Origin of the sequence: Mangrovibacterium diazotrophicum (genome assembly GCF_003610535.1) — a bacterium.
GTDB lineage: Bacteria > Bacteroidota > Bacteroidia > Bacteroidales > Prolixibacteraceae > Mangrovibacterium > Mangrovibacterium diazotrophicum.
On record NZ_RAPN01000001.1, the window covers coordinates 3,741,537 to 3,762,251 of the forward strand.

Genomic DNA, 20,715 nt, shown 5'->3' on the forward strand with positions numbered 1-20,715 from the left:
TTAGTTTATGGTTTTCGTTTGCAATGGTGTTAGTGAAATCGGGCCAACTAATCCGGAAGGAAGCGGTTCCCAGGATGCTGCAGTAAACAACCCGTCAGCACCGCGGTTTTCGCGCTCGTGAGCCGCGAAATTGGTATTGTAAAATTTCTTGTATTGTCCGCCTTCTTTGTCCATTTCAATCATGCGGTTTGCCATGAGGTTCGACACGCGGATTTCCAATTCGTTGCTGTCTTTCAGTTTTTCAGAAGGAATGACCAGGCTGTAAGATGGTCCGTAAAGTGTCTGCAACTCTTCACCGTTCAAGATAACTTTAGCCGATTGGTACACTTCTCCCAAATCCAAACGGTAGCCAGCGGCCGTTTCTGAAGGTTTTGAAAATTGTGTTTTATAGGCGGCTGTTCCGGAGAACACTTTCAGCTCGTCTGAAATCTCGGGCCATGATTGCAATTTTTCAGTGGTGAATGTCGGCGGTAGACTTGGCCCTCCGTGAATGAATGAAACGGTCCATTCTCCTGCCAATTCAGTTTTATTCTCGTTTTGCTCGTAAACCGGATAGTTGTCCAGATCGAAGCTGTAGGGGTACCATTGTAAAATCAAGGTTTCGCCCGGTTGTAGCTGAAGATAGACTTCCGATTGGCTGTCCGATAATTTTTTCACCTCTGCTTTGCCAATCGCACGGTTCATCGGGTTGAACCAGGCGGCTTCTTCGCCGGATGATTCGATTTTCACCCATTGATCGATGGCTTTGTCGGTCCAGTTGCAGATGAAATAGGCTGTTCCTTCCAGGCGTTCAACACGGCTGAACCATAATCCGAGTGAGGCCATCTCTTCCGGATAAACCGAGCGGCGTTTCAACATGGACGAAATATCCGAGCAGCAGATGAAGAATCCGTTTCCAACGCGGGCCACTTCCATGTCATTTTCTTCCTGGAATTCGATGGAGGCGATCAGTTCATCGTAGGATTTTTGGCGTTCCTTGAGATCTGCAACTCCTGGAACATCCATAGGCAGTTTGCTCTCAAAAATAATGGTTGCACCACCTTCCGCCAGTGCTTTCAATTTTTTCATGCTTTGCAGTGGAATGTACTCACAGGTAGGGATCAATATCGTTTTGTAAGTTGCCCCTTTCGCTTTGATTAAATCTTTTTCCCCGGAGAGTGTTTGTATCTGGCGGTCGGAAATATAATCGAAAGTGTAGCCTTGGCTCAGCAGCGATTGGCTTAGCTCTTTGGTCAATTCTTCGGTATGCATGCCGAAGTGGCGAAGCATGCTTCTGCCGCGTTCCGACCAGGCATCGTAGATCGGGAAGTACAGCAACAGATCGTTGTCGGGGGCAGCGTGTTGCAGGAATGACTGACTGTTGGTGACGTACTGGTTGAGGCTTTTTAAATCGGGCCACCAGGAGTTTGTGGGTGCGTAATGAACCGCTGCGTAGAACATCCATCCGGGGAACGGATCGTTGATGGGTGAATAGGGTGTTCCGTGATAGACGATGTGGTTGACGCCGTTGGCCAGGTAGCGGTCGAAGTTTTGTTTCGACTTGGATAGTGTGGCTAAAAAGTGATCGTCGAGCCAGGTTGCGGCTTCGCAGGCGATCAGCGGTTTCCCGCTAACGTGTCCGGCAGAGGTTGCCATTTTGATGCGCATGGGGTCGGTACCTTCTGTTTCCGGAATTCCGCTGGCTTCATACAAATCAAGAATGGCGGCAGGTGAACCGTGTGCCTGGTTGCGGATCAGTGCATTGTGCGATTTTGCCCAATCGGCCCAAACGTTGGTAAAACGGGTGAGCAGCAAATCGGATATTGTTTCGCGGTAGTCACACATCACGCGGCTATTCATTTCTTCCGAGTCCTTGCCGAACAGTGCTGGCAAGTCTTCGCGTAAATCGTAGCCACGCAAGGTCTTGAATTCATCAAAGAATTTTGGTGTCCAATCTGCCTCTCCGTTAGCGTCGTCCACTTCATACGAATCGTTGAAGAAGGCTCTCAAACCGGAAAGATTGTGCCCGGTAGCTGTTGAGTCGTAGAAAGCCAGAAAATCTTTGGCTGCTTTTTCTGAGAAATGGTCAATCACATTACCTTCTCCGCCTTTGCCGGCGCGTTCAACCATTTTGCCATGCCAACCTTCAAAAACAGCATACAAATCCCAATCTCCTTCGGGGGCTGTCCAGTCGAGTTGTCCGTTGGCATCTACTTTGTCGGTCAGGTCGATAACATCTCCCTGATTGCTGTATGCCATGAGGGTTTGCAGCGGAAGCGGCTTTTGGAAGCGAACCTGGTCAAGTGCCATTTCCTGCAAGTTGGTGTTGCTACTGATCGGGAATTTAATGTCTTCCAGTTTCAACTTGGTTCCAACAGTACGTAAAATCGGTTTCTGGATGAATTCAACTTTTTCAGTCAATTTACGACCGCGCTTTACATGATATTGTTTGTAAGCGACGTATTTGCAGGCATCGTCTGCTTGAATCCAGCGGCCACCAAAGGGCCAGCCGGATGCGTTGGCCAGGTCGATTCCCAGGTCCAGTCGCTTTCCTTCCTGCAAGGTATGTTCGAACATGTCCATCCATTCGTTAGACTGGAAGCTCAAGTCCTGATCTTCGAAACCTTTCACACCATAGATGGGGGTTATTTCCAGTCCACCGAACCCGGCTTCGTGCAGTTGTTCCATGTTGTCGGTTAGATCTTTGGCATTCACTGCGCTTCCGTGCCACCACCAGCGGGTCCACGGGTGGGTTTCGTTTGTTGTTGAGGGCCAGCTCGGAGCAGGTCCTTTTTTCGGGGAGTGGCAGCTGCTCAAAAAAACTACGGCCAATACCAACGGTAAAAAGAATTGTCGATATCGCATTAGTCGTGTTTTCATTTTAATTCGTTCTAAGGTTATTGGGATTTAGGTTTTATTCGTTATTTGGTCAGGTCAACCGCATAAATATCGGAATGACCTTCAAAATTGGCACGGAAAATTACTTGTTTGCCATCGGGTGAAAAATGAACATTTGGCTCCAGTTTGTAGTCGTGGTGCTTCATATTAACCAGTTTCTCGGAGCGAAAATGATCACCCTCGGGATAGAAAAGGTAGATCCACATGCCATCTTCCGCTTTTGCTACTTGTCCCGGGTCGCCGCCGTCGCCGGCAAACAGGCTTTGGTCGGGCGAAATCGTGTAATGAATGGACCACTCGTTGCGCGTCAGGCTGTAGCGCTTTTCATCACCTGTTTCTACATCGGCTCCGCTTAAAAAGAATGTTTTACTACGAGGCATTTGCAGGTCGAACCAGATTCGTTTTCCATCAGGGCTGAAGAATTCGTGCCCGGCTATTTCCATGTCCATACTGCGTTTGTGCATCAGTTTCGGCTCACCACCAGTGATGTCGATTGTCCAGATCCGGTCTACTTTGTGCCAGGGACCTTCGTGACAAAACATCAGCAAATTCGGCTCGATTGGCGAAAACTGGATATGATTGAGCCAGGCATGGTCTGAGAAAATCTTTTTCAGCTCACCGGTTTCAACGTCGATTGTAAAAAGAGAACGCTCCAGTTTGGCTTCGTAGATCAGGTTGAAATAATCGCTCTTTTTCGGGTTGTTGCGGAATATCTCGCGTTCTTCAGGAGAACTGATTGCTCCGCCAAGCAATGTTTCGTCGGCATTGACAGTGGTGATGTGCCCACGGAGGCTATCGGGAAATACATAAATCAAACGGGTTTCTTTACGCTCAACTCCAGTCACGAAAACACTGTCGCCGCATTGGTAATAAACGCTGCGAGTCTTTGTCCCCAAAACTTCACCGGAAACACCCTTTTTATTGGTGAGTTGTTCGGCCTGTTTGGTTTTCAGGTCGACGGCAAACAGTTGAGAGTTGTCACCGACTTTTCCGGAGAAGATCATTTTCTCGTTGACTTCGGCGGTTGCCGGTAAAAACGGGTTGTTATGAAAATAGAAACTTCGATTGTCTCCTTCCCGATCAACGAGATGCGTTATTTTATGGCCGGTATCCTGATCGATCCAGGACTCTGGCATCGGAGTTTGCGATCCGGTTTCAATAACTAAAAGTTCTTTGTTTTGACAGGCTGATAGAAACAACACAATTAATAAAAAGAATAGCTCATACTTCTTCATCGCTTCATTGGTTTGGCGTCGATCGGGAAAATCAATTGTGTCCTGACAACTGATTTTCCCGACTCAAACACCGGTTAGGTCCAACTTGAAAAATAATTGTGTAGTAGTAGTAGTTTCTTTGCAATACGTTCTTGGAGGGCAATTTTCCCCCGGGGCCTGAATGCTCCCCGGGGAATTTATTCTGAATGTTGTCCAGTCGAAGGCTTGTGGCCGATTCTCCTGTTGCCCATATATAACTAATTGTAGTAGTCGAAATTTCGGTTGACCGGTTAGTGGCTGTCTTAACCAAACTGTTTTTTCCCTGAGGAAAAATTTGCAGTGTCTGTTTTTTGGTTAAGTCAGGCATTGTAAAGGTCGCTGTTTAGTTTGTTACCGTTTGTGTTCAAAGTTGTCTTGCTTCGAAGCATATCACAAAGGTCAGTTATTGGCGCGTTTTTATCCTGCATTTTTGTACACAAATGCCATGACAAACTGGTTTTTATCCCGGAAATAGTGGTTGTACAGCAGGTTTTGCTGTTTTCACAGATTGTAAAAGGTAAATCTGAATCTTCCTGTTTTCTTGACAAGAAGCATATGTTTTATGAAGAACTTAAGATCGTTTTATCGTTCGTTATTTTGGATTTTCAACGAATGAATTTACTCAGCGTCTTCCGCTATTTTTTGTTTTTTCTGAAAATCGGATGGGTTTTCGCCGAAGTGCTTTTTGAACTGGCGGCTGAAATAATTTGCATCGCTGAAGCCAACTTCGAAAGCAACTTCGCTTACGGTGACGGATGAATCAGCTAACAACTTGCCGGCTTTCTTCATTCGGATAATTCGAACAAAGTCTTTGGGTGAATAGCCCGAAATTCCTTTCATTTTTTTATAAAATACGGTGCGCCCGAAATTGAAATGAGGGAGCAGGTTGTCAATAGAGAATTCCGGGTCAGTCATGTGTTCCTCTATCAGGGCAACCACTTTATTCATAAATTCCTGATCGGCCGTTGATGGACTTAGTTCCTCAGGTTCTGCATTTACGTCGCGGCTGAAACGTTCGCGAAGCTGCTTGCGTTGTTTTAAGATGTTTTCAATTCGCTTCTGCAGGTAAATCATGTTGAAGGGTTTCGTAATGTAGTCGTCGGCACCGATCTCGATTCCTTCAATTTTGTGTTCTTCCAGCGATTTCGCGGTGAGTAATACAATTGGGATATGGCTAGTGTGGAACTCATTTTTCAAAATGCCGGTCATCTCAATTCCATCCATTTCAGGCATCATGATGTCACATACAATCAGTTCCGGATCTTCTGTTTTGGCAACTTCCAAACCAATGCGCCCATTTTCAGCCTGCAAAACATTGAATTTTTTACCTAGCTGTGTTGTCAGCCAGCTTCGCAGATCCGGATTGTCTTCGACAACCAAAATGGTCTGTTTCTTCAGAATGGCTTTACCGTTGGTGTGTTCTTTGGGCTCTGTTTCCGGTTCTTCTTCCGTGGAAATAAATTGCGCGGTGTATTCCAGTTCCCTTGAATAATCAGCGGGAGCTGTTGTTTCTACGTATGGAATTGTTACCGCAAAGCAGCTTCCCTGGCCGATCTTGCTTTCCACACGAATGTCGCCGTCCATCAGTTCGACAAGCTCTTTGGTAAGCGACAAGCCAATGCCTGTGCTCGATTCGTCTTTCCAGCGCGAACGTTTTCCGAAGGTGAAGCGCTCGAACAAATGCGGAATATCTTGTTCGCGAATTCCTTCGCCTTCGTCTTCTACAGCAATTTTGACCTTCTGAGCTTTTTCGTCAACCGTCAGTTTCAGTTCAACCCGCTGATTTTCGCCGGTGTGTTTGAAAGCGTTGGACAAAAGGTTGAAGACAACTTTCTCGAGCGATTTGAAATCGAGGCTGACATCCAGCCTGTCAATTCCCGGATTGAAAATGAAATTAATGCTCTTTTTCTCAGCGAGTGGCTGGAAAGCGTGAACGATCTCCGTAAGGAAATAGATCAGGTTTCCGGGGCTGTACTCATTTTTAAGAAATCCCTTCTGGATTTTGCGGAAATCCATCAGCTGCTCAATTAGTTCCAGTAAACGACGGGTGTTTCGTTTGACCATCCGTAACGGTCGCGACACGTTCAAGGGCAGATTTTTATCAGCCAGCAAATCTTCTACTGGTCCAAGAATCAATGCCAATGGCGTTTTGAACTCGTGCGAAATACTGGTGTAAAATTTCAGCTTATCGTCGGCCAGTTGTTTTTCAAATTCAACCTCGTGTTTCAGTTTGATGCGTTCGAGCGTGAATTTTCGGGCCAGGTAGAAAATGGTGGCGGCAACCAAAAGGTAGAGCAAATAGGCCCAGTTCGTCCGCCATGGCGGTGGTTTGATAGTGACCGGAATCTGCAATTCGGGATTGACCCAAAGCCCGTCGCTGTTACTAGCCCGCAAACGGAACAGGTAATTTCCGGGTTGAAGTTCCCGGTAGATTGCTTTGTTCAGGTTACCGCTTTTGTTCCAGTTTTGTTCGAAATTGTCGAGTTTGAATTCGTATTGAATTTTGGATGGCGCTTTAAAATCGAGTGCCGCAAACTCGAACGTAACAAAGTTTTGGTTGTACTTCAGTTTTATTGGTTTCGAGGCGTTGTTGATTGACTCCCGAGCCTGGTAAAGCACATCTTTGTTATTTTGGTTGTTTATCTGGAGATTGGTTAAAACAACCGGAACCACCCGTTCCTGCTTTTTGATTTGCGTTGGGTTAAACCACAGGAAGCCGGACAAGTGTCCAAAGACCACGCATCCGTTTGACGAGAATGTTCCTTTTCCTTCCGAGAATGAATTTTCAGTCAGCCCGTCCGACTCGTAGAAACTTTCAATTTCGCGGGTTGGGAGGTTTATTTTGTCCAGTCCGAAGTCGGTACTAATCCAAAGGTTGTGCTCCCAATCCTCGGTGAAGCCCAGAACCAGGTCACTCGATAAACCGTCGTTGGTGGTGATGGACCGAAACTTGAATTTACGGTCGTCCTTGTTCTCCTTCAGAAGGCTGATTCCTCCGCCGTACGTGCCAATCCAGATGTCTTTGTTCGAGTCTTCAAAAATGGATATGATGTCGTTGTAGGAAACACTTTCCGGGCCACCATCCTGCAGAAGCGGGATGAATTTTTTGTTGTCGTTTTCCAGGTATTCGTGGCTTAAAAAGTTCAGCCCGTTGGCAGTCCCGATCCACATGTTGTGGTTAGTGTCTTCCAGAAAACAACGCACGCGATTATCGGTGATCGAATATTTATCGTTGGAGTTTTGCAGATAACGCAGTATTTCCTGTTTTTCCTGCATGGGGTAGCGGATGACATTAATGCCCCCATGATACATGGCCACCCACATTTGGCCTTTGTAGTCCATGTGCAAATCGAAAACATCGTTTCGCGAGATGCTGTTGCCATCTTCATAGCGCCCGTAACGGATTATTTCCGGCTTGTTGCGCAGGTTGCTGCCCCGAAGCGGAAGGTTCGTGAGCACTATAATTCCGCTGCCTTTGGTACCAATCCAGATATTACCAAAGCGGTCTTCCTCAAAACAATAAATACCAGCCAGGATTTGCTGGTCTCCAAGCACCTTGTTCAGGTTGAAAAGGATATCGAAATTTTGGTTGTACACAACGACGTCGCCCCGTTTATTGCCAGTCCATATCCATTTTCGCGAATCTTCGAAAACGGCCCTGATCTCACTCAGGAAATCCGGTTTCCGGTCGAAATCGTTTGTCCGGTTGTTAAAATGGTTTTGCTGAAGATTGATTTTGTCGATCCCCCGCTTGTAGGTTCCCACCCACAAATTTCCCGAATGATCTTCAAACAGCGAAAGAATCAGGTTGGACGACAGACTACCCGGGTTATTTTCTTCGTGCAGGTATTGTTTGAAGGTTTCTGTTTCCCGGTCGAAACGGGAAATACCTCCTCCGTAAATACCTACCCAAAGATTCTTGTTCTGATCTTCAACAAAAATTTGTTTTTCGCCTTCAACAATCGACTGCCGGATTTCAGGACTGAGCGGGAAGTGGGTGAATTTTGTTTTTGAGGGCTCAAACCGAACAATACCACGCAGGTTGGTGATCAGCCAAAAGTTATCCTCGTAATCTTGAAAGCAACCGGTAATATAATTGGTTGTCAGCTCCGAGTTTCGGGCGGTCAGGTGTTTTGTCTCTCCGGTTTTTGGGTTGTATCGAAGAAGCCCGTTTCGGGTTCCACCATAAATAGTGCCGTCTCTTGACTCGCGAATAAATGAAAACTGGTTGAACGAAGCATTGGAGTGGTTGCTCTTCCAAATCAGTTTTAGGCTATCGTTGACCAGTTCGTAAAATTCACCGCTTTGGCAGCCAATCCAGCAAGTGTCACCGTTTTCGTACAAACTGGTGACGCTGATGTTTTGTCCGGGAATATAGGTTTTGGCGGCAGCACTGTTTGTCGGATCAATTTTATCGTCAGGCAGGTAGCACAAACCGTCGTAGGTGCCAATCCACAGGCCGCCGCGCTCCGATTTTTGCATAACGTTGAGGCTATTGGTCGGCAACAAATTCGTTTGGTTGATCCACTGCCACTTGAGTTCAGACGAGTTTTCAGACTCCGTTATTCTCACGCATCCGCGATCCGAAAGATACATCCAAACCACACCCGGTGAACTTTCATATACAAAGTGAATCGTACAATCTGCAAACTCGTCGCCCAAAGCTGACGGAAAGTTCACAAACTCTTCTGTCCGCGGATCGTAACGGTGTGCCAGATCATCGTAGGTTGTCACCCAAATAAAGCCGGCTTCATCCTGAAAAAGTTCCCGAATTTTGTTGTTTGCAATCGAGTAGGGATCATTGGGGGTGTAAAAGAAGTTCTCGAAGCGTTGTCCATCGTATCGGCTCAGTCCGTTTAACGTTCCAAACCAAAGATAGCCATCTTTGTCCTGTAGGATGTTTCGGACGGAATTGTTCGCCAATCCGTTTTCAATGCTCAGGTGTTCGAAAGCCAAGTGCACCTGGGCAGCGGAGCAAAACGAAAGACAAACTAATATGGCAAGCAAACAGCTTTTCATCGAGTCCGGTCGAATTAGTGTCTGCTAAAATAGAAATAATATCGGAGCTATTGAAGGGACTAAAAAGAAAGAGATCACCAATATGGCAATCTCTTTCTGGCAGAGTTTAATTGATAAAGCACCTTATCGGGAGATTTATTTTGCTTCGTTCCGGATTAGTCGCCTTTATCTGCCGGTTTTTTACTGTGCGAAACTTCGGTTGCCGTGAATGTAAATGGCGAAGATTCCCGGTCAATTGCCTCATCATCGCTCCATGTTGGGGTAGGCATCTGCCAGGTTAAGAATTCTTCGTTGTTGTGGACGACTTCAAGTGCTTGAACGTAGTCGTCAGCCTGACTTGCAAAACCCAGTGCGCCTGTTATCGGTTGACCTTCTTCCTGGGTGTATCGGTATTCTGAAATTACGATATCCGGTAGTGGCGAATTTCCGGTTAAAATATCGTCGAGTGCGATGCCTTCAATCAACAGTTGTTTTTCGTAACCACCGCCTTCGACCGGGACAATCGACCAAAAGTCGACGTAGGTTTCTTCAAACTTTTGGCGGGTGTAGCTGAAAGAACTGTAATCTACATAGAACAGATCAGTGGAATATTGGTGCTTGTCGGTTTTATCCATTTTTCGCGTTGTCTGCTTTACGTAGGGCAGGAAGCATTGAGCAGTTCCGTCTCCATTGGGTTTCGGAATTTGCATAAACAGGTTAAGGAATACAATTTCGTCGATCGTCAGGAAATTGCTTTTGTCTGAGCCGGCAGCAACACAGGCAGCAGCCAGGTTGGCTACAAACTGCTGTTCGTCGAGATCATTACTAAGCGTTGTAAACAGGATCGGGCCTGCGTCCCAGTCTGAATCCAGATGAGATTGAAAATTGAAGCCGCCTCTCGGGTCTTCTTCCTCAACCAGGAATTTTAGGCCACCCTGAAGTGAAGGCTTGGACAAACCGTTTATCATTAATTCATTGTAGATCGCCAGGTTTTCCAATGGCGAATCAATTGGCTTGTCGTCGATGCCATCGTCAAGGGCTGCATCGGTTCTGATCATGTACAAGCGACCGCAATAATCCCGGATCACATCGGCAACAGTACCATCGCCAAAGTTTTGGATAACTTCGGACATCCGGTTTGCAAGCACGGTCGAAGGTGACCGAATGATGTTGAGTCTGCCTTCTTCGATCGGGTAAACATGTAGTGCTGCTTCGGAGAGGATCTCGCCTTCGGCGTCGTACAAGGCGATCGGTGAAAATTCAGTTTCTGTTGTCAGAAAGCCGTCAACGTTTGGGGTAATCATTACCTGCTCGGTAACGACTACTGGGTCAGTGCCATCGGTGGGTTCAGTGTAAATGGCATACCCATCTTCGTCGCGCTGAACGATAGTGAGTGAGAAAGCTCCATTCAACCTTGGATTCTTAACATCAATAATTCCCTGGACAGTTTCATCTTGGTAATCGACTCTGTACTTGAGTTCGTATTGAATCGGAACGCCTGACGCCTCGCGTTCCAGTTCCCATAAATCACCATACAGGTCACCTTGTTCAACGTTTGCCGGGCTTTTGGAATTACCACCTTTTTTAAGGCTGAGATCGTCGCTTGGGAGCGACTCGGACATTGGGGTTTCACAAGCAAAAAGTAAACTAAGTCCCACGAAAATTGCGATCGCCGGGACCTTCATTAATCGTAAAAAACTCTTCATAACGGTAAGGTTTAACATGCATAACAGAGGGTGTTACATAAATAAAATAAGAGCGGAAACTAATTAATAAGTTAACAAAAAGAGGCTCGCAGGACAATCCTCTAAGAGTGTATTTGGAGCGGCGTTTTGATGAATAAAATCTAAGCAAAACGGACTTTTGTTCTAAACAAAATTGTTGGATTATCGTAGACAAAAATCACAATGCGATTTGTTTTCCGTCCATCCCTGTTTAACCGAATAGTCTGTTTAAGAAAATGTCAACGAGCAATACAATCCGAATTTCAATTTCCTACGATCAGCAGATTGTTGCCGAAGGAATTGCTGCAGTTCTTTTAAAAGACAAACGTTTTGAGATTTGTGGTTTGAAACCAAACAAACGCGACCAACTGACTAATGGGAGTTTGACTATCGATTTCTGGATTCTGGAGTTTTGTAATATGTCGGCCTGTCAAATTGAACATATTCGTCAAATTCGAAAGGCGAATCCCGGATTGAAAATTTTGGTGGTCACAAGTCCTTTATTGCGCAGCGCGATGGTAACACTAATGCAACTCATCAATGGTTTGGTGATTCGAAGTTGCTCGTCGGATAAACTGCTCACGGCGATTTACGAAATTGAAGAGACCGGTAAATATTTATCACCGAAAGCTGTTCGTGCGCTTTTTGAAGAAAACGGTGACGGAAATTTGGTGAAAAGCGAATTGACATCAAGAGAAAAAGAGATTCTTTCGGCTTGGCTGACTTGTCGCGATAATGCTGAAATCTCGGATAGGTTGAATATTAGCGGTACTACCGTTAGAACCCACCTCAAAAATATCCGTGAAAAGTTTGGCTGTGCCAACCAGATTCAGATGATGACCTATGCCTGTAAAGAAAACCTGCTCTCGGAAAACTTCAAACCCATCTGCCCGAATTGCCGCTGCTATTGTTACTCGACGCCCAACTAGCAGCCCAAGAACTAGATGCTCGCCGGATTCAGCTCTTTGTTGTATCTGCGGGCGACCACGCTAATGTAGAAGAGTTGGAAAGCGTGATAAATCATCACCGGAACCAGGAAAAGACTGCCCATGGTGCTTCCGGCGAATAGTACCCCAACCATTACAGATCCATGTACCAACGATTTCTTCGATCCGCAAAACAAAACGGTAATTTGATCCTCGCGATTGAAATGCATGAACTTGGTTAGCAGTTTTGTACCTTCGAAAACGGTGAAGAACAGGGCGATGACGCAAATTGACAGCACCAGTAATGAGTGCATCGGGATGCTGCTAAAGATGCCGTTCAGAAATGAATCACTGAAGCTTCGGTACACAATGGCCAGGATTACCGACTTGTCGAATAAACTAATTCGGCTTTTATTTCGGTTTGCCCAATTGCCCCAAAAGCGGTGCATAAAAAGCCCGATAGCAACCGGTATCAATATTTGGATCACCAAGTCGCGGATGACTTCACCGAATGCAAATGATTCGGCCTGCTGGTCGAGGAACAAGCCCATCCAGGCAGGCGTTAAAACAATGCCAATCACACCCGATATACTGGCGTTGAAAATGGCGCTTGGAATGTTGCCCCCGGCAATGGAAACCATAACAACTGATGATGAAACGGTGCTAGGCAAAGCAGCTAAAAAGAAGACGGCCAACCAAAGGATCTCCCGGTCGCTTCCTTTAAATATAGGGTAAAACAGTAAAAGCAATAGCGGGAACACCAGGAAGGTAATCAACTGGATGAGCAGGTGCAGTCGCCAGTTGCTGAGGTCGTTCTTCAATTTTTCGGGACTTAGTTTCAAGCCATAAAAGAAGAACAGTAATGCAATTCCACCTTTAATCAACACGGATAGCTCGATTAAACTGCCGTCGTGCCCGATTCCCGGAATTAGTTTGGCGAGCAGGATCATCAACAGGATTCCGGCGATAAACCCATCCGGGAGGTATTTACGAACAGTCGACATGAAATTGGTTGACATGGCTACAACAGATTTTGGGCAAAGATGGCCAATTTTCGTCAATTCGCCGATTTGAGGCTGAGATTTGGTCCCTTTGAAAATAAAAGTTCAGAATCCTGTAACGTCCAGTATTTTCGTTCGTCGTATGTACATCAATGCGATGATAAAAGGTAGCAGGTAATCCAAGTTACCATACCAATAACGTAATTCACGCCAAAAATTCTGCAGTTCATCGAAATAGTTCTGCAAATCGATGACAGAATCATCAAATTTGAATACAGAAACGGAAACACAAAACAAACAAGCCATGATTAAACTAAACGACATTCACAAATCGTACGAGATGGGGAGCAGCAAGCTGCATGTTTTGAAAGGCATTGACCTGGACATCCATCAAGGCGAATTTGTTTCTATTATGGGCTCATCCGGCTCAGGAAAATCAACCCTCTTAAATATTTTAGGGATTCTGGACAACTACGACCAGGGAAGCTACCATTTGGGTGGTAAGCTGATTTCGAACATGAGCGAGAAAAAGGCCGCCCAGCTTCGGAATGAAATGGTTGGCTTTGTGTTTCAGTCGTTTAATTTGATTTCTTTCAAAAATGCCATGGAGAATGTGGCACTGCCGCTTTATTATAAAGGTGTGAACCGAAAAAAACGTAACCTCATGGCCATGGAATACCTGGATCGTTTGGGCTTGAAACCCTGGGCTGAGCACATGCCGAGCGAGATGTCGGGTGGGCAAAAACAGCGTGTGGCAATAGCCCGTGCACTGATCTCGAAACCGCAGATTATTTTGGCTGATGAGCCAACCGGTGCGCTGGATACGTCTACTTCGTATGAGGTGATGGACATTCTGCGCGAGATCAACGAGTCCGGAATCACCGTGATTATTGTGACCCACGAACACGACATTGCTGCGATGACGCAAAAGATCGTTCGCCTGAAAGATGGTCGGATTGACGAGGTGATTCTGAACGGAGAGCTTGCTGATTTCCGTACCCGCTATTCAAAAGAAATGCAACCTGCCTAAACTCTTCTGTCATGTTTGATATCGATAAGTGGCAGGAGATTCTGGCCACGATCAAAAAAAATAAAATGCGCACCTTCCTGACCGGCTTCTCGGTTGCCTGGGGGATTTTCATGTTGATGATCCTGCTGGGCTCGGGCAACGGCTTGAGTAATGGTGTTGCCAACAACTTTATGGGCGATGCAGTAAACGCCATGTGGATTTGGAGCGGTGAAACAACTGTTCCTTACCAAGGTTTGAAATCAGGTCGACCCATTCAGTTTCACAATGAAGACTACGATGTTTTGAAAAGCCTTCCGGGTGTGGAATCAGTTTCGGGCCGATATTATATGGGGAATACGCGCTATTCCTACGGTAGCGAGTCTGGTGAATACACGACGGTAACCTGCCACCCTGAGTTGAACGATGTTGATCAGAATGTGATGCTTGAAGGGCGTTACATTAATAAAGTTGACATTAACGAGAAACGAAAAGTGGTCGTGCTCGGGAAAGACATTCGTGATGCGCTGTTCAAGGACAAACCAGCTTTGGGCGAATATGTGAAAGTGAATAACGTTCCTTTCAAAGTCGTTGGTGTTTGTGTGGAGCCGGAGTCGACCCGTAATCGGAATGCGTTTATGCCGGTCTCTACTGCTCAAATGGTTTTCAACGGATCGAACCGCTTGCACAACTTCGCGATCACGATTAATGGAAAAGATTTGGAAGAAAGCAAAGCCATTGAAGAACAGATTCGCAACACGTTTGCCCGTAAGTTAAGGTTTGATAAAACGGACGAGAGTGCGATGGGGGTGTACAATAAACTGGAAAACTACATCCAGACCATGCGCATTTTTCAGGCCATTAAAATATTCATCTGGATCATTGGAATTGGTACGCTAATCGCCGGAATCGTGGGCGTGAGCAACATCATGCTGATTGTGGTGAAGGAACGGACCAAAGAAATCGGGATTCGGAAAGCTATTGGTGCAAGTCCGTCATCCGTGATTGGTTTGATTCTTTTGGAGTCAATATTGATCACCACCATTGCCGGTTACATTGGCTTGGTGCTGGGCACCGGTTTGATGGAACTGATCAATTACCTGATGATGCAATCGGCAGGCGGCGGACCGCAGCAAGGTGAGACTCTTTTCCTGAACCCGACGGTTGATTTTGGCGTGGCCGTGGCGGCAACTTTGTTGCTGGTTGTTGCCGGAACCATAGCCGGCTACATTCCTGCCAAACGAGCCGCGAGCATAAAACCAATTGTTGCCTTAAGAGATGAGTAAGAAGACAAAAGAGTGAAGTCAAAAGGCAATGGAGATCTCCCTTTTATTATTGGTAGAGCTTCCAATGCGATTAATGACAGATCTCTGCGAAAGCGAAAAACGACGAAAACAACTAACCATGAAAACGACGATAACAACGAAAATGAAGCGCTATGTTTGACCTTGATCTCTGGAAAGAAATATTAAGTGCGCTGAAGCAAAACCGGATGCGCAGCTTCATGACAGCCTTCGGGGTGTTTTGGGGAATCTTCATGCTTATCATCATGTCGGGGGCCGGCCGCGCGCTGGAAAACGGCGTGTTGGATGGGGTGAAAGCATTTGCAACCAATTCCGCCTTCTTCTGGACCGAACGAACCAGCGTTCCGTATGAGGGATTTCAGCGCGGTCGTCGCTGGGATTACGACAACCAGGATATTGAATACATCCGCCAAAATGTGAAAGAAGTCGAGTACCTGTCGCCGCGTTTGTTCGGCTGGCAGCAAAACGGTGACAACACTGTTCGCGGCGAACGCACCGGAGCTTTCAATATTTATGGCGATTATCCCGACTATTTTAAAATTGACGGCTGGACACCTATAAAAGGACGTTTGATGAACGAAATCGACGTGTTGGAAAAGCGCAAAGTTTGTGTGATTGGCGAACGCGTTGTTGAGGTAATGTTTGCCAGCGACGAAGATCCAATCGGGCAGTATTTGAAAATTAGTGGTGTGTATTTTCAGGTTGTCGGTGTCATTCATCCGGAAACGCGCATCAATATTGGCGGCGGTAAAAAGGAGGAGACGATTATCATTCCGTTTACCACGATGCAAACTGCCTACAACTATGGGAATGTCATTCACTTTTTCTCGGTAACTGCAAAAAAGGGCTACAAAGTGAGCGACTTGCAGGAAAAACTGAAATCTATTCTGAAAGACCGTCACAAAATTTCCCCCGACGATTTGCAGGCAGTCGGATCATTCAATATTGAAGCTGAATTCATCAAGTTTAACGCGTTGTTCACCGGGATCCAGGTACTGACGTGGATCGTTGGTATCGGAACCCTGTTCGCCGGGATCATTGGTGTGAGCAACATTATGCTCGTGATCATCAAAGAGCGCACGCAGGAAATCGGGATTCAGCGGGCTATTGGCGCTACCCCGTCAAAAATCATCACTCACATTGTGGCTGAAAGTGTGTTCCTCACTGTTATGGCTGGCTATGTTGGACTTTCGCTGGGAGTCGGCCTCCTCGAAATTCTTAGTAGGATTTTGGAAGCCGGCGGCGAAGAGCTGTTCTTCCGAAATCCGCAAGTGAATTTAAATATGGCCCTTTCAGCCCTAATGGTATTGGTTATCGCGGGCTGTTTTGCCGGACTCATTCCGGCGAAACGCGCCATCAACATAAAACCAATCGATGCCTTGCGCGACGAAGGCTAAGCCACAATTATTCAATTTGAAACAGAAACAAGAAACAGAAAACAATAAAAACCAACAAAATGAAAAAGCTCTTTAAAATTTTAGGAATCGTGGTAATCGTAGCCATTTTTGGCGGAACGATATTCTTCCTGTATACAAAATCGAAGAAACAACCTGATATTTTCGAAAACAAAACGCCGTTTGTATCCAACGTGATCAAAAAAACGGTGGCGACTGGCTCTGTTGTTCCCCGTCAGGAAATTGAAATTAAACCGCAGATCTCGGGGATCATTGACGAGTTGTTTGTCGAGGCCGGCGATTTCGTTAAAAAGGACCAGGTAATTGCGCGAATCAAGATTATTCCCGACATGGTAACCTTGAATAGTGCCGAGTCTCGACTGAATCGCGCAAAGATCAACTTCGAAGATGCCAAGGTTGATTTTGACCGGCAACAGAAATTATTTGATGACAACGTGATTTCGTATACCGATTACAAGAGCTCGAAAGTTTCCTACGATTCGTCGAAAGAAGAATTGTCGGCTGCTGAGAACAACCTGGAGTTGGTGAAAAACGGTGTTCTGAAAAAAGCAGAAACAGCAACCAACACGCTGGTGCGATCGACAATTAACGGGATGGTTTTGGATGTACCGATCAAAGTTGGTAACTCGGTGATCCAATCGAACACTTTCAACGATGGAACAACCATTGCTACCGTGGCGGATATGCAGGACATGATTTTTGAAGGCAAGGTTGACGAAACTGAAGTTGGCAAGATTAAGATCGGAATGCCGATCGAATTGGAGATTGGAGCCATCGAAAAAGAGAAATTTGCGGCAACGCTTAAGTATATTGCCCCGAAAGGAGTTGAGGAGAATGGTGCGATTCAGTTCGAAATCAAGGCAGATGTCGATTTGAAAAACGATCAGTTTATCCGAGCAGGTTATAGCGCCAACGCCAATATTGTACTGGATCGCAAGGATAGCGTGATGGTGATTCCCGAAGGTATGCTGAAGTTTGAACACGATTCCGCTTATGTTGAAGTGCTGACCAACGAGCAGGAGAGCACGTACGAAAAGCGCAATGTGAAAACCGGACTTTCCGACGGTATCAACATCGAGATTGTAGAAGGTTTGTCGAAGGATGACAAGGTGAAAGGGGATAAAATCGATCCGAAAAAAGCAAAAGAAGAGAATAAACAAGGCTAAGTGAGCGATAGATCATATGCAGGATGATGCCGATTTTGTGATGAAACAAGTTTTTAAATAAAATAGGTAGGGCAGAATATGCGTTTAGTTGGAAACAATTTAACTCTGCCTACTCATTTTGAATTGAATCGTTAAATTAGCACAACAAAAAATAGAAAATGAAACTCATCAATCAATTAATCATAGCCGTTTTGTTGCTGGTTTCTGTTGGTGCTCAGGCACAGGAGAGCTGGGATCTGCAGAAATGCATCGATTATGCTTTGGAAAATAACATCCAGGTGAAGCAGCAACAAATCAACACCAATTACTACGACAACTTGTCGAAACAAGCTCGGAACAACAGGTTGCCTGGTTTATCCGGATCGATTTCGCAAACCTATAATTTTAAAAATTCTCAAAATTCGACTGGTAGCTATCAATCTGGCGATATTCATCAGGTTGGTGCAAGTTTGGATGCTAGTCTCACTTTGTGGAATGGCTTTAAGTTGAACAACACGGTGAAACAAGCTGATTTTTCGCTGCAAGCTCGTTTGCAGGATTTGCAAAAAGCTAAAGATGATCTGATGCTAAATATTGCTGCGGCCTATTTGGAAATTTTATTTGCTGACGAATTGATCCAGGTTGATAAGGATCAAATTGCGGTAACGAAGTCCCAGGTTGATCGCACCGGTAAATTGGTAAAGGCCGGAAGTCTGGCAAAAGGTAGTTTGTTGGAAATTGAGGCCCAATTGGCGAGTGAGGAATTGAATTTGGTGGAGGCAGAAAATTCGCAACAACTGGCTTATCTGAATCTTTATCAGATGTTGGAATTGCCAGCTACAGAGAGCTTTGTTGTTGAGAAGCCTTATCTGCCGGTTGTTCGGGCAAATAGCTCAGTGATCAATTCAATGGATGTGTATCGGAAAGCAGTTCAAACACGACCGGAAGTGAAAAGTGCTGAATTTGATCTGCAGGCGTCGCAGAAAAGTGTTGCAATAGCTAAAGGTCAACTGTATCCATCGTTGGCTCTCGGCGCGAATTACTCCACCTACTATTATAATATTTATGAAGGATCACTGTTTTCTCAATTTAAAGAACAGGCTAGGCCATCGGTCGGATTATATTTGAGTATTCCTATTTTCGGCAAGCTGCAGGCTCGAACGGATATTAGCAATGCAAATATAGATGTGCTGAGTAGAGAGCTGGATGTGCAGAACACCAAAAATGTATTGCGAAAAGAGATTGAAACGGCCTATACCAATGCGGTTGCTTCGTTGAAAAAATACATGGCCAGTACAAAGGCGGTTGAGTCGATGCAGGAAGCTTTTCGTTACACCGAAGAGAAATTCAATGTCGGAATGGTTAACTCGGTTGAATACAACCAGGCAAAAAATAACCTGACAAAGGCACAGAGTGACCTGGCTCAGGCCAAATACGAATACATCTTCCGAACTAAGATTCTTGATTTCTACAATGGCATTCCGATCCAGTTGTAGAAATGGAAAAGTTTTTATTCATATTGATTCTTAGCAAATAAGGTGATAAATTTATATTGATAGATTTTCATATAGGATTCGATAAATAGGACCACAAATGCGGTTGAAAGTATTCTAAAAGCATCTGTGGGAGATATTTATCAAGATTGATTATGGTATTGGAGGCATCGCAAGGGCGATGCCTTTTCCTTTTTGAAAAAAAAGCTGCCCGATTGGAGCAGCTTTTCAAATGAAGGGTATTTCTAAATCAGATCACTTTTAATTCTTTTCCCACTTTTATTAAAGCTTCAACGGCTTTGTCGATTTGCTTGTTCGTATGAGCGGCCGATAATTGGACGCGAATTCGTGCTTTTCCTTTGGGCACAACCGGGTAAACAAATCCAATCACATAAATTCCTTCTTTTAGCAACATGTCGGCAAATTTCACCGCTAAGGGTGCATCGTAAAGCATTACCGGAACGATGGCCGTTTCGCCTTTTACCAAGTCGAATCCGGCGGCTTCCATTTTAGTCCGGAAACGAATGGCGTTTTCCATCGTTTTATGTTGAAGCTCTGACGAACTGGTCAGCATATCCAGCACTTTCAGTGTGGCGCCAACTGTTGCGGGAGCCAAGGTGTTGGAGAATAAATACGGACGGGAACGCTGACGAAGCATCTCGATAATTTCTTTTCGACCCGACGTGCAACCACCGTTGCCACCACCCAATGCCTTCCCGAAGGTTGTGGTAATAACGTCGATTTTTCCCAGCAGTCCGAAATGCTCGGCAGTACCTCGACCGGTATCGCCAATATAACCGGAGGCGTGCGAGTCGTCGACCATAACCAGTGCATCGTATTTTTCGCACAAGTCTACAATTTCGGGCAATTTGGCTAAATCGCCATCCATCGAGAAAACGCCGTCGGTTACCACAATTCGGTATTTCGCCGATTGCGCGTCTTTCAGGCATTGCTCCAATTCGGCCATGTTCGAGTGTTTGTATCGAAAGCGCTGCGCTTTGCAAAGACGAACACCGTCGATGATGGAGGCGTGGTTCAACTCATCGGAAATAATGGCGGAGTCTTCTCCTAACAGTGGCTCGAAAACACCACCATTGGCATCGAAGGCAGCACAGTATAAAATGGTGTCTTCCGTTCCCAGAAACTCCGATGTTTTTTGTTCCAGCTGTTTGTGAATAGCTTGTGTGCCGCAGATGAAGCGAACCGACGAAAGTCCGAATCCCCAATCGTTCATGATATCCTGCGCTGCTTTCACAACCTCCGGATGGTTGGCCAGTCCGAGGTAATTGTTCGCGCAGAAATTCAGTACTTCATTTTCGTTTCCAACCCGAATGTTTGAACTTTGAGATGAGGTGATAATCCGTTCTGTTTTATACAAGCCTTGTTCTTTCAGCTCTTCCAGCGTTTGCTGCAGGTCCTGCTTAATTCTTCCGTACATGCCTTTGATTTTTGTTTCTACCAAAAGTAAAGCTCCGTTGACAAAAAAAAGGTGATAAAAAACATTTTCGGTAGGGTAACTTGTTTATTATATGGAATAAGAGGTAAAGGTCCGAAAATATTATTCTGCAAAAGT

Annotated in this window: 12 protein-coding genes; 6 read left to right on the forward strand and 6 right to left on the reverse strand. The window is 45.5% G+C overall.

All coding sequences use genetic code 11. The features are described from left to right. From BC643_RS14735 to BC643_RS14755, 4 genes are all read right to left on the reverse strand, one after another. A complete protein-coding gene (locus BC643_RS14735) occupies window positions 1-2,859 on the reverse strand; it encodes a glycosyl hydrolase (protein WP_120273804.1) in 2,859 nt (952 codons plus the stop codon). A 41-nt stretch (window positions 2,860-2,900) separates the two neighbouring features. Further along, on the reverse strand, window positions 2,901-4,112 hold the full coding sequence (locus tag BC643_RS14740) for an oligogalacturonate lyase family protein (RefSeq protein ID WP_120273805.1): 1,212 nt from the start codon (window positions 4,110-4,112) through the stop codon (window positions 2,901-2,903). A gap of 636 nt (window positions 4,113-4,748) precedes the next feature. After that, complete coding sequence (locus BC643_RS14750; protein ID WP_120273807.1) at window positions 4,749-9,149, reverse strand: hybrid sensor histidine kinase/response regulator transcription factor; 4,401 nt, start codon at window positions 9,147-9,149, stop codon at window positions 4,749-4,751. 155 nt (window positions 9,150-9,304) lie between these two features. After that, window positions 9,305-10,834 carry a hypothetical protein gene (locus BC643_RS14755; protein WP_147377236.1) on the reverse strand — a complete coding sequence of 510 codons (1,530 nt, stop codon included), beginning with the start codon at window positions 10,832-10,834 and terminating at the stop codon, window positions 9,305-9,307. 254 nt (window positions 10,835-11,088) lie between these two features. Here BC643_RS14755 and BC643_RS14760 point away from each other — a divergent pair, with 254 nt between their 5' ends. Then, a complete protein-coding gene (locus BC643_RS14760; RefSeq protein ID WP_120273809.1) occupies window positions 11,089-11,781 on the forward strand; it encodes a response regulator transcription factor in 693 nt (230 codons plus the stop codon). 11 nt (window positions 11,782-11,792) lie between these two features. Here BC643_RS14760 and BC643_RS14765 read toward each other — a convergent pair whose 3' ends face one another. Next, entirely contained in the window at window positions 11,793-12,797 is a 1,005-nt protein-coding gene (locus BC643_RS14765) for a bile acid:sodium symporter family protein (protein WP_211338065.1), read from the reverse strand. A gap of 286 nt (window positions 12,798-13,083) precedes the next feature. On the opposite strand from BC643_RS14765, the gene BC643_RS14775 reads away from it, so the two are divergent. The 5 genes from BC643_RS14775 to BC643_RS14795 all read left to right on the forward strand — a co-directional run bounded on the left by BC643_RS14775 (window position 13,084) and on the right by BC643_RS14795 (window position 19,145). Continuing rightward, a complete protein-coding gene (locus tag BC643_RS14775; RefSeq protein ID WP_120273811.1) occupies window positions 13,084-13,809 on the forward strand; it encodes an ABC transporter ATP-binding protein in 726 nt (241 codons plus the stop codon). Window positions 13,810-13,820: 11 nt separating this feature from the next. Further along, entirely contained in the window at window positions 13,821-15,071 is a 1,251-nt protein-coding gene (locus BC643_RS14780; RefSeq protein ID WP_120273812.1) for an ABC transporter permease, read from the forward strand. A 152-nt stretch (window positions 15,072-15,223) separates the two neighbouring features. Continuing rightward, window positions 15,224-16,486 (forward strand): ABC transporter permease, encoded by a 1,263-nt coding sequence (locus BC643_RS14785; RefSeq protein WP_120273813.1) that lies wholly within the window; start codon window positions 15,224-15,226, stop codon window positions 16,484-16,486. Window positions 16,487-16,545: 59 nt separating this feature from the next. Further along, window positions 16,546-17,670 carry an efflux RND transporter periplasmic adaptor subunit gene (locus BC643_RS14790; RefSeq protein WP_120273814.1) on the forward strand — a complete coding sequence of 375 codons (1,125 nt, stop codon included), beginning with the start codon at window positions 16,546-16,548 and terminating at the stop codon, window positions 17,668-17,670. Window positions 17,671-17,828: 158 nt separating this feature from the next. Further along, on the forward strand, window positions 17,829-19,145 hold the full coding sequence (locus BC643_RS14795; protein WP_120273815.1) for a TolC family protein: 1,317 nt from the start codon (window positions 17,829-17,831) through the stop codon (window positions 19,143-19,145). Window positions 19,146-19,392: 247 nt separating this feature from the next. Here the strand turns inward: BC643_RS14795 and kbl are convergent, their stop codons facing one another. After that, a complete protein-coding gene (gene kbl, locus BC643_RS14800; protein WP_120274307.1) occupies window positions 19,393-20,580 on the reverse strand; it encodes a glycine C-acetyltransferase in 1,188 nt (395 codons plus the stop codon). Between the last annotated feature and the right edge of the window lie 135 nt (window positions 20,581-20,715).

Bases quoted from the DNA above. Each gene is read 5' to 3' on its own strand.
- BC643_RS14735 (WP_120273804.1), bottom strand. From the start codon at position 2,859: ATGAAAACACGACTAATGCGATATCGACAATTCTTTTTACCGTTGGTA.
- BC643_RS14750 (WP_120273807.1), bottom strand. From the start codon at position 9,149: ATGAAAAGCTGTTTGCTTGCCATATTAGTTTGTCTTTCGTTTTGCTCC.
- kbl (WP_120274307.1), bottom strand. From the start codon at position 20,580: ATGTACGGAAGAATTAAGCAGGACCTGCAGCAAACGCTGGAAGAGCTG.
- BC643_RS14785 (WP_120273813.1), top strand. From the start codon at position 15,224: ATGTTTGACCTTGATCTCTGGAAAGAAATATTAAGTGCGCTGAAGCAA.
- BC643_RS14760 (WP_120273809.1), top strand. From the start codon at position 11,089: ATGTCAACGAGCAATACAATCCGAATTTCAATTTCCTACGATCAGCAG.
- BC643_RS14795 (WP_120273815.1), top strand. From the start codon at position 17,829: ATGAAACTCATCAATCAATTAATCATAGCCGTTTTGTTGCTGGTTTCT.
- BC643_RS14765 (WP_211338065.1), bottom strand. From the start codon at position 12,797: ATGTCAACCAATTTCATGTCGACTGTTCGTAAATACCTCCCGGATGGG.
- BC643_RS14755 (WP_147377236.1), bottom strand. From the start codon at position 10,834: ATGAAGAGTTTTTTACGATTAATGAAGGTCCCGGCGATCGCAATTTTC.
- BC643_RS14740 (WP_120273805.1), bottom strand. From the start codon at position 4,112: ATGAAGAAGTATGAGCTATTCTTTTTATTAATTGTGTTGTTTCTATCA.
- BC643_RS14790 (WP_120273814.1), top strand. From the start codon at position 16,546: ATGAAAAAGCTCTTTAAAATTTTAGGAATCGTGGTAATCGTAGCCATT.
- BC643_RS14775 (WP_120273811.1), top strand. From the start codon at position 13,084: ATGATTAAACTAAACGACATTCACAAATCGTACGAGATGGGGAGCAGC.
- BC643_RS14780 (WP_120273812.1), top strand. From the start codon at position 13,821: ATGTTTGATATCGATAAGTGGCAGGAGATTCTGGCCACGATCAAAAAA.